This window comes from Flavobacterium sp., from assembly GCF_024305175.1.
GTDB lineage: Bacteria > Bacteroidota > Bacteroidia > Flavobacteriales > Flavobacteriaceae > Flavobacterium.
In genome coordinates this window covers 18,070-36,106 of record NZ_JAMWYY010000012.1, presented here as the reverse complement: position 1 = coordinate 36,106, position 18,037 = coordinate 18,070, and the positions used below count along the sequence as shown (strand labels likewise).

Sequence of the window (18,037 nt, the reverse complement as noted above, 5' to 3'; positions counted from 1 at the left end):
TAAATGTATGAAAAACGTTCCTTGATTGATGGAAAGGAAACTCTTGATTAAAACATGCCGCCGCTGCTTTGCTTGGTGTTATCATCGCGCTGCCTGCGTTGCATGGCCCTGTTTTTGCCGCCGCCAAAACGGTAGTTTATACCAAAATAAACGGTGCGGCTCTCCCAGCGGAATTCGCCGGTTTGAGGGAAAGGGTCGGTACCATCAAAACCATATCGCATGGTATTGAACATATCATTAAACCTGACGCTTATAGACATCTGGTTGTCCAGAAGTGTGTACCGCGCGCCTGAGTCTATCTTATACATCTCTTTACTGTCATTCTGCACACCATCTACCGCGCCACGGTAAAACCCGAACAGTAGGAAACTTAACCTGTCATTTACCCTGAAGTTACTGTTAAGCCTTGCATTAAATGCAGCTACATCTACTTCTTTAATAACAGTCTCGTATTCATCTGTAGTGCCGGGCACAAGCTGCGCTACCGCACCTTTTTGTGAAATACTGCTAAAATCTACTGCGGGCTGTATATCCCACCATTTTGCAATCTTATAATTAGCGGAAACATCAAACCCGTAAGAGGTATTGCGGTCAAAATTATCAAAGCTCATAATAAGGTCCTGTGTGTTCTCTGTTGTTTCGTCAGGAAACAGCACACGGCTTATCTCGTTGTTTATAAACCTGTAAAAAACACCTGCCGTTACCGAAGATCCTTCCCCGAACATCTTGGTGTAATTCATTTCGACTGAGCTGGTAAACTGCGGTTCGAGGAACTGGTTGCCATACGACGTAAGCAATGGTGTTGCAAATTCCCTTATGGGCTTTGTCTGCTCAAGGCTCGGCCTGTCCACACGGCGGCTGTAGCTTAACTGGAACATATTGTTCTGATCGGGCGAATACGTTAAATATGCCGAAGGGTAAACGGTTATATACTCATCTGTAAACGTTATTTCTCCCCGGTTGAAGTTGGCTTCTGCTTTGTAGCTTTCAAAGCGTGCGCCGAGCTGGTAGCTTATCTTCTCAAATTTCTGCCCAAAGGTTGCATATGCCGAATAGATGTTCATGTCATACGTATAGTGCGAATCCTGCAGCGTTGGGTTAGGGCCTGAGTAGGTAGTGTCATAGGTGTTTTCGTTACCTATTATCCTTGCCTCGGCACCCAGTTCGAGTGTCGATCTTTCATTTATCGGATTTACATAGTCCAGGTTCAGGGTTATGTTTTCGCCTTCATCAACTATGTTGTCGTTATATTCGCTGGTTTCAGTTCCTTCTGTAGTAGAGAACACGGCATCCTGAGTGCCGCGTGCATCGTTATAATTACCTTCAAAATCAAGTGTGTGGCCTTCCTTCGCAAATTTATGCTTATAAGCAAGGTTATAGGTGTTATTACGGTTGTCGCTGTCGTATCGTGTAATTTGGCTTATATCATTAAAACCGGAGTTGTCAGGATACATAATATCTACACCCACAATGCCAAGCCCGGTGCCATAATTTTGGTTGGTATAAACAGACAACGTATTGTTATCATTTATATAATAGTCCATCCCGAATTTACCCAGATAGCCTTCGTTGTCATTACTGATGTCAATGATCTGGCGTGAATTTACATCTTCGCGAAAAACGTTACCATCATTAAAGTATCTCCCGAAGTTAGAGCCTACGTTGCTAAAGAAGTTGACTTTGCCCACACGGTAGTTCATATCCAGCGAGTTATTATATTTCGGTTCTTCACCAAAGGTTATACCTGCATTAAAGTTACCGTTAAAACCGTTGTTGGTGTTCTTGTGCAGTATAATGTTAATGATACCACTCATACCCTCCGGGTTGTACTTGGCGCTGGGGTTGGTAATAAGCTCTATCTTTTTTATAGAGGTGCTGGGTATTTGCTTTAAAAGCTGCGCAGGGTCTATATTGGTAGGGCGTCCGTCTACCAGTATCCGCACATTCTGGTTACCACGCAAGGAAATATTGCCGTCCTGGTCAACATTTACCGTCGGTATGTTATTCATGATCTCTGATGCCGTACCGCCTGCGGTGGTAAGGTCGCGCCCTACAGTTATCACTTTACGGTCGAGTTTTTGCTCGATGGTAGAAACCTCTTTTACTATTTCTACCTCGTTAAGCGTAGTAGCCTCTTCCTCTATAACAATTGTACCAAGGCTTGTGTTCCTGTCTGTTTCTGTAAGTTTTGCAGTAAATGTCTGGGTTTTATAGCCCATAAACTGCACTTCCACAGTATAGGTTTTAAGCGGCAGGTTTTTAATCTCGAATGTGCCGTTATCGGCAGTTATGGCTCCTGTTACCGTTGTGCCGTTTTCTTTAACTACTATGCTTACATAGGGCAATGGCTGTGCAGTTGCTTTGTCGTTAATTTTTCCTGAAATGCTGCCCGCATTTTGGGCATAAAGAGTAATGCTCCCGAAAAGGAACACTAACAGTAGTCTGAAATACATGCTCGTTTAATTGATTGATGATTGATTGATACCCATAAGACAACAACAACAGCCATTTGTTACAGGTATCACACAAAAAAATAAAAATATTTTTTGCATCAGGCTTAACAAATTTTTTAAACGCTCGCCTTTCAGGGTGTTGGTAAATTATGTTTATCTTTGCACGCTTAAAAAACAAAGTAAAATGGCATTATCACAAATTTTAACTTCGCACATCGAAAAGGCCGTGCAGGCGTTGTTTGGTATCACTATTGAAAAAGTAGAGTTACAGGCAACCCGAAGGGAGTTTGAAGGTGATATTACCATGGTTATTTTTCCGCTTTTAAAGCAGGTAAAAGGTAACCCTGCCGAACTTGGCAATAAAATAGGGGAGTACCTTACCGAGAATTCGGGTATAGCCGAGCGGTTTAATGTAGTTTCGGGTTTTCTTAATATTGTTATATCCGATGCTTATTACATTAACTTGTTCAATACCATAAAAGACAACGAGTCTTTTGGTTTTGAAGTACCGGCGCAAGATGGCAAGGCTGTAATGGTGGAGTATGCCTCGCCTAACACCAACAAACCGCTGCATTTGGGGCACGTGCGTAATGTGCTGTTAGGTTATTCTGTGGCTGAGATACTAAAGGCTTCCGGTAAAAAAGTGTATAAAACCCAGATAATAAACGACAGGGGCATCCACATCTGTAAGAGCATGCTGGCTTACCAAAAATTCGGGCATGGTGAAACGCCTGATAGTGCCGGGGTTAAAGGCGACAAGCTGGTGGGTAATTATTATGTGGAGTTTGATAAAGCATATAAAAGAGAAATAGAAGCGCTTAAAGCCGAAGGTAAAACGGAGGAAGAAGCCAAGAAAGCAGCACCTGTTTTGCTTGAAGCCCAGGAAATGCTCCGCAAATGGGAAGCAGGCGACACTGAAGTTGTAGCCCTTTGGGAACAAATGAACGGATGGGTATATGAGGGCTTTAACGAAACCTATAAAAACATAGGTGTTGACTTTGATAAGAATTACTACGAAAGCAATACGTACCTTTTAGGTAAAGATGTTGTGGCGGAAGGGCTAGAGAAGGGCGTATTTGAAAAAGATCCTGACGGCTCTGTATGGATAGACCTTACGGCAGACGGCCTTGACCGTAAAATAGTATTACGCTCGGACGGGACGGCGGTTTATATGACGCAGGATATTGGTACTGCCATACAAAGGGTTAAAGATTTTCCTGATGTGGGCGGTATGGTATATACTGTGGGTAATGAACAGGATTACCACTTTAAAGTGCTTTTCCTTATACTGAAAAAATTGGGGTATGAGTGGGCCGACAGCCTGTACCACCTTAGCTATGGCATGGTGGATTTGCCTTCGGGTAAAATGAAAAGCCGTGAGGGTACCGTGGTAGATGCCGACGACCTTATGGCAGAAATGACCGCTACCGCTAAAGAAATATCTGAAGAACTGGGCAAGCTGGAAGGCTACTCTGACGAAGAAAAAGCAAGACTGCACAGGATAATAGGGATTGGGGCTTTAAAGTATTACATACTGAAAGTTGACCCTAAAAAACGAATACTGTTTGACCCGAAAGAGTCGGTAGACTTTGCAGGAAACACCGGGCCTTTTATACAATATACATATGCAAGGATACAGTCGTTGGTAAGGAAAGCCGGATTTGACTTTTCTGTAGCACTTGCTCCTGAAGCTATTACCCTGCATGAAAAAGAAAAAGAGCTGCTGAAGCTGCTGGCACAGTACCCGGATGTTATACAAAACGCAGCCGATAGCCACAGCCCTGCGCTTATAGCCAACTATACGTATGACCTGGTTAAAGAATACAATTCTTTTTACCAAAGCGTACCTGTATTAGGAAGTGAAGTGATGAACGAAAAGATATTCCGCATACAGCTTTCCAAAAAAGTGGGCGATACCATTAAGTCAGCGTTTGGCCTTTTGGGTATTGGTGTGCCGGAAAGAATGTAATAAACCGCAAGTTTTGTGAAACCCAACAAGCCTTATTTTATACAGTCATTTGCTATTGTGGTACTATCCATAGCGGCATTAATGGTTTTTAAGCAATTTTTACCCCGCAGGATTTTTACCGAGTCGGCCCCCGCAGGTAAAAATGTTGTTATAGACAGCATGGTGCTTGAGGCAGTGCAGGATATAGATACTACAGAAATTGTAGCGGTAGAGGATACCCTTCAGGATAAAAAGATTGTATTTAAAAAAGAAAGAGGCATACAGTTTCCTCCCGAAACTTTTGAAGAATATAAAGGCTACCAGCACCTGATAGCTTTCTACGAAAAGCTGTTGCAACTCGAAACAAAGCAACAAGGTAAAGTGCGTATAGCTTATTTTGGTGACTCCATGACGGATGGCGACATGATAGTGAAAGACTTCCGTACCCAACTACAGGACCGTTTTGGCGGTGAGGGGGTTGGTTTTGTAAATATAACTTCAGAGTCGGCACCATCACGAAGCACACTTAAGCATGAATTCAGTTCCAACTGGAAAACGCTTTCATACCTTAACATAAAGCACCCTAAAAGCCCTTTTGGCGTAAACGGGCACGTGTTTTTTGTAAAGCACGATACTGTTAACCCTGTTTGGGTAAAGTATAAAGCCAACCGCTACCATAACCTGTTGCAGCTAAACAAGCCGGTGTTGTTTTATGGTAAATCGGGGAACGAGCAGGGCAGGGTAGCCATTATTACGGGCAACGACACTATTATAAAGCAGCTTGAGCCAAATAATGTAGTGAATACCATTAGCATTGCCCCTAATGATTTAAAATCGTTCAGGGCAGAGTTTATTGCTGCCGACTCCATACCCTTCTACGGTTTTAATTTTGACGATGGTAAAGGTGTGCATGTAGATAATTTTTCTAACAGGGGTAACTCAGGGCTGCCAATAACAACCTTTAATAAAAAGGTGATGCAGGCATTTAACGAAAAGCTGGGGTATGACCTTATTGTACTTCACTATGGCACCAATGTGCTTAACTACGGCTCTTATAATTACAAGTGGTATGAAAAGCGCATGGCAAGGGTTGTTGAGCATCTTAAAGAATGCTTTCCGGGTGTTGCTATACTGGTAGTTTCTACCGCTGATAAGTCTACTAAGTATGACTTAGAGATGAAAACCGACAGTGCTGTTGTGCCGCTAACGCTCGCACAAAAACGTTACGCCATACAGTCGGACGCTGCTTATGTAAACCTGTTTAGCCTTATGGGTGGTGAAGGCGCTATGGTTAAATGGGTGGAAGATGCACCTGCACTTGCCAATAAAGACTATACGCACTTTAATTTCAGGGGTTCAGAAAAAATAGGCGGGCTTATTTACGGTCAACTAAGCGAAGGCTATGAGCTGTATAAGAAACTAAAAGGTATTAAACCGAAGCCAAAAAACCGCAAGCCCCTGATAAAAAAGGATACCCTTAACCGCAAAAAAGATACTATACATGCTGAATAAATACCTGTTGCTTATTTTTACGCTTGTTGCTACAGGTGTGGCTGCGCAGGTTGATACTACAGAAGTGGTTATAGACAGTGTGGTTACCGATACTTCGGGCATAGAGATGGGAGATAATAATATCATTACCAACACTTCGGCGCTTAATCTTTTTTTCGAGAAGCTGCGGTTTCTGGAAGAAGAGAAGACGGGACACATTAATATTGTGCACATTGGCGACAGCCACATACAGGCCGATATTATTACAGGTACCATTCGTAAAAAATTACAGGCGCGCTTTGGCAACGGTGGTGTAGGGTTTTCGTTTCCGCACAGGCTGGCTAAAACTAACGGCAGCCCTTATGTAAAATACAGCAGTAACATCAGTTGGGACAGCCGCCGCAATATTTACCCCGCAGAGCAGGGCATGGAGGTTGGGCTTAGCGGTATTGCGCTTAAAGCAAAAGAAAGTTTTGTGGTAGAAGCTACCGTTCGCGATACCGGCTATTGTTTTAATACGGTCAGGATAATTACTCCGCACAATATACCGTGTATAGACATTGCCACAAGTTCTAAAACCATTGTGATGGAATCTTCCGAGCCTAAAAAGATTACCCATAAAATTAAGAGCGGGGAGGTTTTATCCATCATTGCTAATAAATATGGCACCAGTGTTTCGGCAATAAAAAAGCTTAACGGATTACGTTCTGACAACATCAGGGCAGGTAAAACATTAAAAATACCTACCAGCCAGATGGAAAAAAGAGAGATAAAGCGCAGCGAATTTATCCCTTTGCCACTGGCTACAGATACTATTTCCAATTATTATTACAGTAAAGAGCCTGTTTCTAAAATTTACCTGCTGCCGGGAGAGGGGCTTAACGAATATCACCTTAATGGTTTAGTTCTTGAAAAAGATACTCCGGGAATTCTGTACCACAGCATCGGTGTTAATGGCGCTAAAGCATCTGATTATAATAAATATCCTTTGTTTTTTGAACAGACAGAAACTTTGCAGCCCGATCTTATAGTGATAGCGCTCGGTACCAACGAGTCTTTTGATAAGATGGAAGCACAGGCTTACACAGAGCAGCTAAATCTATTTATTGAAAATATACGTGCGGCTAACCCGGGTGCCTGCCTGCTGGTTATGACGCCCCCGCCATCATTATTTAAGCGCAGGTATCCTAATACCTTTGTGGCTGCTTATGCTAAAAGCATACTCACACAGGAAACAGACAAGAATTATGCATCGTGGGATATGTTCTCAGAAATGGGAGGATTGTATGGCGTAGATAAAAATGCTGCAAAGGGAATGATGTCTTCAGACAGGGTGCATTATTCGGTGCAGGGTTACCAAAAGCAGGGCGAACTGTTTACCGAAGCTTTTTTAAAAGCATTTGATAATTTTAAATCCAACAACTAAAATGCAGTGGAATAATATTTTACCGGAGGTAAAATGGGAGGATGCAGTAGCTTGGTTCACTTATGATCCGGGCCGGCCTTTGCTGTTTAACACAGGCTTATTTTTAGGGCTGTTTGTTGTTTTTTATGCTATCTACCTTTTGCTGCGCAAAACCTTTTACCTGCGTATATTTTATGTAATTGCATTCTCGCTTTTCTTTTACTATAAGTCGAGCGGTATGTATTTCCTGCTGTTGCTGTTTACTTCTGTTTTAGATTATACCCTTAGCTACTTCCTGTACCGGGAAACAAGGGAGATGCAGCGTAAAATATACCTGTGGTTTAGTGTTATAGTAAACCTGAGTTTTTTAGCATACTTTAAATATACCAACTTTTTAATAGGTAACTATAATGACCTGTTTGGAGGGAAATTCGCCTTTTATGATGTTATACTCCCTGTTGGTATTTCATTTTATACCTTTCAGTCCATAAGCTACACGATAGAAATTTACCGTAAGGAAATAACACCTGCTAAGAGTTTCCCTGATTATCTTTTCTTTGTGTCGTTCTTCCCGCAGCTTGTGGCAGGCCCTATAGTAAGGGCAAAGGATTTTATCCCTAAAATATATGAAAAGCTAACTATAACAAAAGAAGAGGTAAACTATGGCCTTTTCCTTATTATTGGCGGCCTTATCAAAAAAACGGTAATATCCGATTATATATCGGTAAACTTTGTTGACAGGGTTTTTGATTCGCCCAACAGTTACACCGCTTTTGAAAACCTTATGGCTACTTATGGCTACACCATACAGATATATTGCGACTTTTCAGGGTATAGTGATATGGCTATCGGTATAGCGCTGCTGCTTGGTTTCGAGCTTCCGCCTAACTTCCACACACCCTATAAATCGGGAAGCATAACTGAGTTTTGGCGCAGGTGGCACATTTCATTATCAACATGGTTAAAAGATTTTCTATATATCTCAGTAGGTGGTAATCGAAGAGGCTCTTTCGGAGGTTTCTTTTTCCCTGCAGTATTTTTTATTGCCGTTATAGCATGGGGTGTGGCCAACTTAAATGTAAGTATATGGCCTTTAATAACAGCCGGTAGTGCCTTCGGACTTTTTGTGTTATCATTTCTTTTGGCTAAAGACAGGCAAAAAACGCTTGTTACCAATGTAAACCTGTTAACCACCATGCTGCTGGGCGGGTTATGGCATGGTGCCAGTCTCAGGTTTATAGTTTGGGGTGCTTTGCACGGTATTGGCCTGGCAGTACATAAATTATTTTCTGAATTCTTTCCAACCCCGAAAGGGAAAGGCGGAAACCGTTTGTGGCATTTTATATCGGTAGTGATAACATTTCATTTTGTTGCGTTTTGCTGGATATTTTTCCGTGCTAAAGATTTTACAATTGCGCTTGATGTTATTCAGAATATCGGTAAAGTAACCTTTAACCCTGCACAGTGGGAAACCATCATAATGGGTTATAAGAATGTATTCATTTTGATGTTTATTGGTTATGTGTGGCACTTTTTACCCGAAAATATTATCAATGCCATGAAGCAGGCCTTTTACAGGACACCGCTTGCGGGTAAGGCAGTAATATTGGGCTTTGTGTACTGGCTTGTTTATGCCGCAGCCTCAGCCGGGCCTCAGCCATTTATATATTTTCAGTTTTAAATATAACATTCTTACATTAAAAAGTTGTTTTAATAGTAAAGTACAGTTTAATATAGGTAAATGATTAAGGTTTTATTGGAAAATTTCTTAAATTTCACGCCTAAAACTAAACTTTATGAAGAAAACACTACTCAACTTGTTTTTAGGTTTTGCCATGTTTGCAGCCGCAGGCGTGCAGGCTCAGGAACCATACAATCTTACTGTTTTTGACCAGGCTGTTTACTACGGTATGTATGAAGCGACCGTAAGCGAGCCAATTCCGCCGGGAGCCATAAGGAACAGCAACTCATCTTATGGTAAGAAACTTACCGAAGAGCAACTGGCATCTTTCGGCAACAAATTAACCATGACCGTTACCCTTAATCCGCTTTGTGATAATTATGACAGGATAGGGAATGTAAATATGGTTTTGGCACCAAAAGGAGCAGATACTTACGTATACAATGAGGTAGAGCGTATCGAGATAGGACGTTTTATTACCCCGTTTATGGATATGACGGTAACAAACCCTAACTCTGTTCCTTATGTATATCAGGTGGATAACCTTACGCATATTTTTCATGATGAGAGTATAACATCACAGTATGATATTTGGATTGAGCTTGAGGTATATGGCTATCAGGGCGGCCCCGGCCAGGGTGGCGCTGCAGTAGAAATACCGGGCTGTCAGGGAAGAAATGATGTATATATGGGCACACTTGAGTTCTCATCTACATTTGACCCGAACCTTGTTGCCGAGAATAACTTCTTTTTGCCATTATCGTATAAATATGAGCTTAAGAATTACACCCTTGACGGAACTGATATATTAGGCGAAACGGTGCGTACCATCAACTTTACACTGGAGCAGGATGTACCAAATGCAAAGCTTTATCTGATAACATCAAACCACGGCTCAAATTCTGGCGGTGAAGAATATGTAAGGCGTAACCATTTTATTTACTTTGATAACCAGCTTATGTTAACTTATAAGCCGGGCGGCGTATCGTGTGTGCCGTTTTTCAACTATAATACACAACCAAGCTGTATTTATTATGACTGCTCTACCAATCCTGCATACCCGAGGCCTGATACAAATGCTGCATGGTCGTGGAATAACTGGTGCCCTGGTGATAAAATTCCAATCCGAACCATATCACTGGGCGACCTTACAGCAGGAGAGCATAGCTTTAAAATAGATGTTCCGGATGCTGTTTTCGCAGGAGGGCAGGGCTATTTCCCGATGTCTGTTTACTTGCAGGGCTTTGCACAGCCGCTTTCAGCCGTAAGCTTTGACAATACCGATTTTAGCGTATATCCTAACCCTGTTGCAGATGTTGTTACTGTTGTGGCTGACGCCGAAGTTAGCAGCTTAGAAGTATTAAATACATTAGGCCAGCAGGTGTTTAAAGGTACATCCAAACAGGCAAACCTTTCGGGGCTTGAATCAGGCATATATGTGGTTAAGGCTACATTTACAAACGGTAAGGTAGCTACCCGCAAAATTGTAAAAGAATAATGTTTGAGTTATAATCCGGCTAAAAAAGTAAAGCCTGCTGTAAAAGCAGGCTTTTTTATTTATTAAAAGCTGATTCTTATAAGTGCATTGGGTGTGCGCTCCAAAGCAAAAGTATTAATACGCTCAATCTCATCTTCGGCATTTATACGGTAGTAACGGTTAAGGATGTTACTGCGGTTAAAAATGTTCAGTACAGAAAGCCCGAACTGTGCACGCACCTTAGGTGTAATATGCCATAGATATGATGCAGAGAAATTAACCTGAAAAAAATCGCTGAGGTTATCGGTATTGGGATATTCATAAAATATAGATGGGTTACCCTCATTATCATATATAGGCACGTTAAGTAACGGATCTGTTGTTGGGCGGCCTGTAAACCATCGCGAACCTATTGCTATTTTAAAGTTGTTCCATTCATATATAGCCGCCGTGTTTACGGCATGGCTGATTTCATAATTGTTAGAGAATTTTTCGGGCTGCACGTCATCAAACCTGTAACGGTTATCATTCCAGCTGTAGCTTAGCCATGTGTAGAAGTTTTTAAACTGGCGCTGTATTAAAAATTCTGAACCAAAAACCCTGTAACTGCCTTTGGCCTGTATTTGCTCCAACTGGTTCTGGAACGACTGGCTATAGGTAGTTATGCCATTTACTTTTTTATAAAAGTTATCGAGAGATACCAGCCATCCTTTATCTTTATAACTTATGCCAACAGATACCTGGCTGCTGCGCTGTACCGGCACATCTATATCATTGGCAAGTACCCATCGCCTTTTTTCGATGCCTAAAAAATCATTTTGCAGTTCTACCACCTGAGAGGTGGTCTGGCTTTTCTGCTCTGCAAGCAGCTCTGCCTGCCATGCATGGTCTATAATATAATTAAACTGCAGCCTGGGCTCAATATAAATGGTTTTAAGTTGCTCTATATAGTTAATGCGAAGGCCCGCACGTGCATATATTTTCTCTACTTCAGGATTATGCTCCAATTCACCAATAAACGCATGGGTGCGCAGTACCTGGTTTACACTGCGGTCTATAGCCGGAGAATCAGAAATATCAATATTATCAATCTCTGTCTGGTTAAACTGGTAACCTGTGTGTAGTGTGAATAAAGAAGTTAACTGGTTACTGTCTGAAAAGCGGAAGCCGCTGTCTTGTATTTTGTTTTCCTGGGTGGTAACAGTACCTGTTTCGAAAGACTGGTTAGTGCCATCTACATTATAATAGGATGAATATATACCGAATTTTGTACTGTGCGTTTCAGACCATTGGCTGTTAAAGTCAGCAGAAGCGCCAAATGTTTGCTGGTCAAGGTTACTGATAGAAGTTATAGTATTTGTTTGTGTAGTAGTGCCCTGTGTAAAATCGAGCTTGTTATTAATACCTATCAAATGTATAAATAGTTCGTGCCTGTCGGCAATTTCACGATGGTATTGTGCTGTAAAATCGTAAAAGTAAAATTCTTTGTCGCCCCTGTAATTAATATCTGTACTGTTTTGCAGTTGGGTAACAACCGTGTTCTGGAATATCCGTTGCGAATATTTATCATAGGTTGGGAAGTCAAGCAGGTCTGTAAACGAGCGCCTTGCAGATAATTCTATACCCGACTTTTCGTTAAGCTTAACTTTGGTATAAAAGTCGGCATTTATCATGTTACTGCCTATTGTGGTCTGCCCGTCCTCTACATCTGCTGAATGCGATGAAATATCAACTGCGCTTGATACACTTTCGCCGTAAAAAGCAGAGGTGCCGTTGCGTACAATTTTAATGTTATAGGCAATGTTTGGATTGATGGCAGAAATGAGCCCGAAGAAATGCCCCGTCTGGAAAAGGCGGATGCCATTCCACATAAAAAGGTTCTGGTCGTGTGTACCGCCGCGCACATTTATATTAGATACCGTTTCGTCAACGCTCATTATGCCGGGTAGCTGTTGCATGGCCAGCAGCACATCAGGCTCTGTAACACCGGGTAAAATACCAAACTTTTTAGGCTCTATGGTAAAACTTCCGTCTTTCTTTTTAGAGATACCAGTAGTTAAAAAGCGCTCGGTTATAACCTCGTCCAGTTGCATTACATCAAACAAGAGTGCTATTTTGAGGCAGTCTCCCGTAAAATCGGCAGTAGATACTGTTACAGCCTCATAACCTATATGTCCTATAATTATTTTTTCGGGAAGGGTGGTATTAAGCTCAAAATAACCATCTGCTCCTGTCACGATATTTTTCTCGTTATTAACCTGCACAGATGCATTTTCTATGGGCATGCCGGTTTCATCGGTAACGTATGCACAAAAGTTTTTTATATCGCGCTGCTTCGCTTTATAGATAACAATATATTCGCCCAGCTCTTTATAATTAAGCCCTGTGCGGTTGCTGATATAAACCAGCTTTGCACGTAGTGGTATTTCAGCTTCCGGCGGGTAAATACTATGCCCGAAGACATCATTTTCGGCATAACTGAATTTTACCTGGTGCTGTACAGCTATGGTATCAAGAATGCGCTTTAAGGGAATACTCTTTTTTTCGCCCTGCCCAAAAGTGCTGGAGGCGAAAAAAAAAATCGGCAGTAGTATAAGCAGTTCCCTAAAGCTTAATTTCATTCACGGGTAAGTATGATTTTATCACCTTCCCTTACAGATTTTAATTGGTAGGATAACTCTATTTGCTGCAGGGCGGTGTTTAAATCATTCATCTTAACGTGTCCATTATAAGGGCTGTAATCGCCTGCGGGCAGTGCAATATCAACTTTATACTGGCGCTCCATTTCAGCGATTACATTTTCCAGCTTTTCAGATTTAAATGCAACATCATATACTATCCATCCCGGTTGTGTTCCGTCAGCAGAAGGCTCGGCTATGTTTTTACCGTCTTCAAATATAACACTTTGCCCCGGAGTTAGCATAATATCCCTGCCTTTACTGCTTACTTTTACTTTACCTTCAAAGCAGCTTACATAAAAGCGGCCTTCCCTGGCCTTAACATTAAACTGCGTACCTACAACAGTTACAGTGCCCAGTGGTGTTACTACATCAAACTTTTCGCCTTTTGCAACCTTAAAAAAGGCCTCGCCTGTTAGCTGTACCTCACGGTTATTATTCCAGTTCCAGGTACGGAACTCCGCTTCAGATGCAGCGTTAAGCACTACAGTACTGTTATCAGGTAAAGAAAATTCTGTCCTTTCTCCTGCTGCTGCAATATGGTTAGTTGTCTGTGTTGCGTAGAAAAAGTAACCGACACCCAGCACTACAAATAATACGGCTGCTATGCGTGTAAACCATGGCGTAAGTTTCCTTACCGGCTTCGGTTCCCTGTTTTGCAGTACTTTTGTATATAATGCATCAATATCTGTTTTCGGTGCGGCAAGCTCAGCAGAATAATCTTTTATTTTCCTGTACGTTTCAAACTCAGGCGTAGCCATGAACTCTCTTAGTTCATTCTCATCCATGCTCCCTTCAAGCCATTTCGCCAGTTTTACATCTTCTTTCATTTTCATCCATTTTAGAGTATAACAGTTTAACTGTAAAAATCCCTACCTTATATTGTCAATTTGTTTCCTTAATTCTACCAACGCGCCATGAATGCGCTTTTCTACCGCTTTTACGCTTATGCCCAGTATGTCAGCAATTTCCTGGTACTTTTTCCCTTCTATACGGTGTAATAGAAATGCAGTACGTTGCGCTTCAGATAATCCTGCTATGGCATTTTGCAGCTTAACGCGAAACTGGTCTTCTTCCATTAAAAATTCAGGATTGTGCCCGTCTGTATGTACATGGGTATTTTTCTGTGCATATTGCAGCACTACTTTTTGGTGTGCAATATGGTTTAATGATGCGTTGTTAGCTACAGTATATAAAAAAGATTTGGCCTTTTCGGGCGGCACATCGGCACAATTCTGCCACAGCTTTACAAAAGCTTCCTGTGTTACGTCTTCAGCCTGATCTTCGTTACCAAATTTGTAATAAAGATAATTGCGCAGCGATTTGGCATGCTCTTTAAAGAATGCCGAAAACGTAATTTCTTCGCAAATACCTTTAACAGAAAGTTTTTTCATAGCGCATAAATATGGCTGTTAAATTATGAATTTTTTTCTGTGTGATGTAGTAAGGCTGTTTTTTAACATATACAATTCTAAATGATATTGCGCTAATTCTAAACTATTATCTACTTATACTCGTTTAACATTTTTATGTCTATAAACCCTACTACTTTTACAGCAGAATATTAATAACCTTTTTACGTTTACACAAAACTATTTACAATTTCAACATTATGAGAAGAGCGAATTTTTTAGCGGCGGGACTTATTTTTTTAGGATCACTTGTTTCATGCAGTTCGGACGACAGTAATGGTACTGTTAACAACGGAAGCTTGACAGAAGTGACTGACACGGCACAAAACGGGACATGGACTGTAACATTTTATGAAGATGACGGTAATAACGAAACCAATCATTTTCAGGGTTATACATTTACATTTGGAAACAACAGTGTTTTAACTGCAACCAACGGCACCAATACCTATACAGGCAGCTGGAGCGTTACCGACAGTAATAGCAGTGATGATGATGATAATGGCAGTAGCGACCTTGATTTTAATATTGCTTTTTCTACGCCGGCTTCTTTTGAAGACCTGACAGATGATTGGGATATACTGGAAATAAATGATAACACTATTAAACTAATCGACGTTAGTGGTGGTAACGGCGGTACCGATTATCTTACTTTTGAGAAGAACTAATTTAATTTTTGAGTTTAGAAATTTTGAGGGAAGCAATTGTTGCTTCCCTTTTTTTGTTAGTATTTGATATGTTAAAATTTTGTTAACCGGTAGGGTAAAGGTTTATTAGATTGTTTTAGTAGTACATTAAGTATTAAAAATATCTGCTTTTGCAGGATTTACAATATTATGAAAAAGAAATGCTGATGTATAGAGCCCCGAGGAGAACCGGCTAATGCGGCCGGTTTTTCCGGAGGGTAAAAGGTAAGGGCAGGAATTTCTTTTTAGTTATTAAAATATTCCTGATACTGTTTAGCCCTTGCCGAGTAAGCTGTTTCTCCATAAGCAAAGTTTTAGTTTGGCTTTCGGCAGGGACACAGTACAGAAAATTAAAATAGTTGTGTTTTTTTTAAATATTCAGGTTTTTTCCAAAAGAAAGCCGGCCTATTTCCCGAGGCCGGTTTTTTTATGGCCCTACGCCTGTAAACTTAAAAATCAAATTAGTAAATTTGCACTTCTATAAAAGAAACCCTCGATTATGTTCGAAAATTTAAGCGATAAGTTAGATAAAGCCTTACATATACTAAAAGGCCACGGAAAGATTACCGAAGTAAACGTTGCCGATACCCTTAAAGAAGTGCGCCGTGCATTGCTAGATGCCGACGTTAACTTTAAAATTGCCAAAGATTTTACCAATACTGTAAAAGAAAAAGCACTCGGTCAGAATGTACTTACTACCCTGCAACCGGGGCAGCTAATGGTAAAGCTGGTAAAAGACGAGCTTACAGAGCTAATGGGGGGCGACACGGCAGGTGTTAACCTTTCGGGTAATCCTTCTATTATACTGATGTCGGGGCTTCAGGGTTCGGGTAAAACAACTTTTTCAGGTAAGCTTGCCAACTTCCTTAAAACTAAAAAGAACAAAAAGCCATTACTTGTAGCGTGCGACGTTTACCGTCCCGCGGCAATTAATCAGCTTCATGTGGTTGGGGGCCAGATAGGGGTAGAGGTGTACTCTGAAGAAGGGAATAAAAACCCGGTACAGATAGCACAAAACGCCATAGCCCACGCAAAGGCAAACGGTTTTAATGTGGTAATTGTAGATACCGCCGGACGCCTTGCCGTGGATGAGGAAATGATGAACGAAATTGCCAATGTTCATAAAGCCATAAACCCACAGGAAACGCTTTTTGTAGTGGACTCCATGACCGGTCAGGATGCCGTTAATACAGCGAAAGCGTTTAACGACAGGCTTAACTTTGACGGTGTGGTACTTACCAAGCTTGATGGTGATACACGTGGTGGTGCCGCTATATCTATCAAATCGGTAGTTAATAAGCCGATAAAATTCATCGGTACAGGCGAAAAAATGGAAGCTATAGATGTTTTCCACCCAAGCCGTATGGCCGACCGTATATTGGGCATGGGAGACGTTATATCGCTTGTGGAACGTGCACAGGAGCAGTATGATGAAGAAGAGGCACGCAAGCTACAAAAGAAGATAGCCAAGAATGAATTCGGCTTTGACGATTTCCTTTCGCAGATACAGCAGGTAAAAAAGATGGGTAACATGAAAGACCTTATCGGGATGATACCCGGTGCAGGCAAAGCCCTTAAAGATGTAGAGATTGAAGATGATGCCTTTAAGCACATTGAAGCAATAATACACTCTATGACGCCCGAAGAGCGCACCAGGCCATCGGTACTTGATGCGAAACGCAAAAACCGTATAGCAAAAGGATCGGGTACCTCTATACAGCAGGTTAACCAGTTGCTCAAACAGTTTGACCAAATGAGCAAAATGATGAAGATGATGCAGGGCGGGGGCGCCAGGAACATGATGCGGATGATGGGTGGCATGAAAGGCATGAAGCCGTAACTGCAAAACATATACTAAAGGCGCGGGTAACCGCGTCTTTTTAATTGGTATTCTATTCTAAAACTATATACACAACACAAATGCAATTATTAGACGGTAAAAAAACCTCGGAGGATATCAAGAACGAGATAGCCGCCCAGGTTGACAAAATGAAGCAAAACGGCGAGAAGGTACCGCACCTTGCCGCTGTAATAGTGGGTAATGACGGGGCAAGCCTTACTTATGTTGGCAGTAAAGTTAAGGCCTGCGAGCGTGTAGGGTTTGAATCTACACTTATTAAGATGCCAAGTACTACATCTGAAATGGAGCTGCTTAAAAAAATAGAGGAGCTAAACCAGGATGATAATATAGATGGATTTATAGTACAGCTACCCTTACCTGACCAGATAGATACTCAAAAGGTTATCATGGCCATAGACCCGAGTAAGGATGTAGATGGTTTTCACCCGGAGAATTTTGGTAAAATGGCGCTGGATATGACAACGTTTATCCCGGCCACACCATTTGGTATATTAGAGTTGTTAGAGCGCTATAATGTGCAGACTGCCGGTAAGCATACAGTAGTAATAGGGCGCAGCCATATTGTGGGCAGGCCTATGAGCATACTGATGGGGCGCAAGGGCTTTCCGGGTAATAGTACCGTAACGCTTACGCACAGCCATACCAAGAACATTAACCAGATAACCACACAGGCCGATATTATTATTACCGCACTTGGCGTGCCCAACTACTTGAAAGCCGAAATGATTAAGGATGATGCAGTGGTTATAGATGTGGGTATTACCCGCGTGCCGGATGAAACCAGCGAAAGGGGATACAGGATTACCGGAGATGTAGATTTTGATAATGTAAGCAAAAAAGCATCTTTTATTACGCCAGTTCCCGGTGGAGTAGGGCCTATGACAATTGCAATGCTCCTTAAGAATACGCTTTTAGCGAGGGAGCAAAGAAAATACAGGAAATAAT

At 41.6% G+C, this 18,037-nt stretch carries 12 protein-coding genes; 8 read left to right on the top strand and 4 right to left on the bottom strand.

The features are described 5' to 3' along the window. Positions 1 to 47: 47 nt before the first annotated feature. Entirely contained in the window at positions 48 to 2,453 is a 2,406-nt protein-coding gene (locus Q0K96_RS04680) for a TonB-dependent receptor (RefSeq protein ID WP_297332845.1), read from the bottom strand. 184 nt (positions 2,454 to 2,637) lie between these two features. On the opposite strand from Q0K96_RS04680, the gene argS reads away from it, so the two are divergent. The 5 genes from argS (at position 2,638) to Q0K96_RS04655 (ending at position 10,476) form a co-directional block, all read left to right on the top strand. Next, entirely contained in the window at positions 2,638 to 4,422 is a 1,785-nt protein-coding gene (gene argS / locus Q0K96_RS04675) for an arginine--tRNA ligase (protein ID WP_297332844.1), read from the top strand. Positions 4,423 to 4,437: 15 nt separating this feature from the next. Further along, positions 4,438 to 5,913, top strand: a complete 1,476-nt coding sequence (locus tag Q0K96_RS04670) for a hypothetical protein (RefSeq protein WP_363317233.1) — start codon at positions 4,438 to 4,440, stop codon at positions 5,911 to 5,913. Continuing rightward, positions 5,903 to 7,318 (top strand): LysM peptidoglycan-binding domain-containing protein, encoded by a 1,416-nt coding sequence (locus tag Q0K96_RS04665; RefSeq protein WP_297332843.1) that lies wholly within the window; start codon positions 5,903 to 5,905, stop codon positions 7,316 to 7,318. Before Q0K96_RS04670 ends, Q0K96_RS04665 begins: the two co-directional genes overlap by 11 nt. Before the next feature lies 1 nt (position 7,319). Next, positions 7,320 to 8,978: an MBOAT family O-acyltransferase gene (locus Q0K96_RS04660; RefSeq protein ID WP_297332842.1), complete on the top strand. Its 1,659-nt coding sequence runs from the start codon at positions 7,320 to 7,322 to the stop codon at positions 8,976 to 8,978. Between the two features lie 115 nt (positions 8,979 to 9,093). Further along, positions 9,094 to 10,476 carry a peptide-N-glycosidase F-related protein gene (locus Q0K96_RS04655; RefSeq protein WP_297332841.1) on the top strand — a complete coding sequence of 461 codons (1,383 nt, stop codon included), beginning with the start codon at positions 9,094 to 9,096 and terminating at the stop codon, positions 10,474 to 10,476. 62 nt (positions 10,477 to 10,538) lie between these two features. Here Q0K96_RS04655 and Q0K96_RS04650 read toward each other — a convergent pair whose 3' ends face one another. From Q0K96_RS04650 to Q0K96_RS04640, 3 genes are read right to left on the bottom strand one after another with little or no spacing between them, the layout of a single operon-like run. Further along, complete coding sequence (locus Q0K96_RS04650) at positions 10,539 to 13,076, bottom strand: TonB-dependent receptor plug domain-containing protein (protein WP_297332840.1); 2,538 nt, start codon at positions 13,074 to 13,076, stop codon at positions 10,539 to 10,541. Then, positions 13,073 to 13,963 carry a FecR domain-containing protein gene (locus Q0K96_RS04645; RefSeq protein WP_297332839.1) on the bottom strand — a complete coding sequence of 297 codons (891 nt, stop codon included), beginning with the start codon at positions 13,961 to 13,963 and terminating at the stop codon, positions 13,073 to 13,075. Before Q0K96_RS04645 ends, Q0K96_RS04650 begins: the two co-directional genes overlap by 4 nt. A 42-nt stretch (positions 13,964 to 14,005) precedes the next feature. Further along, entirely contained in the window at positions 14,006 to 14,527 is a 522-nt protein-coding gene (locus tag Q0K96_RS04640; RefSeq protein WP_297332838.1) for an RNA polymerase sigma factor, read from the bottom strand. Positions 14,528 to 14,745: 218 nt separating this feature from the next. Here Q0K96_RS04640 and Q0K96_RS04635 point away from each other — a divergent pair, with 218 nt between their 5' ends. The 3 genes from Q0K96_RS04635 to Q0K96_RS04625 all read left to right on the top strand — a co-directional run bounded on the left by Q0K96_RS04635 (position 14,746) and on the right by Q0K96_RS04625 (position 18,036). Beyond that, positions 14,746 to 15,213 (top strand): hypothetical protein, encoded by a 468-nt coding sequence (locus tag Q0K96_RS04635; protein WP_297332837.1) that lies wholly within the window; start codon positions 14,746 to 14,748, stop codon positions 15,211 to 15,213. A 517-nt stretch (positions 15,214 to 15,730) separates the two neighbouring features. Further along, on the top strand, positions 15,731 to 17,071 hold the full coding sequence (gene ffh / locus Q0K96_RS04630) for a signal recognition particle protein (protein WP_297332836.1): 1,341 nt from the start codon (positions 15,731 to 15,733) through the stop codon (positions 17,069 to 17,071). An 80-nt stretch (positions 17,072 to 17,151) separates the two neighbouring features. Then, entirely contained in the window at positions 17,152 to 18,036 is an 885-nt protein-coding gene (locus Q0K96_RS04625; RefSeq protein WP_297332835.1) for a tetrahydrofolate dehydrogenase/cyclohydrolase catalytic domain-containing protein, read from the top strand. Position 18,037: the final 1 nt, after the last annotated feature.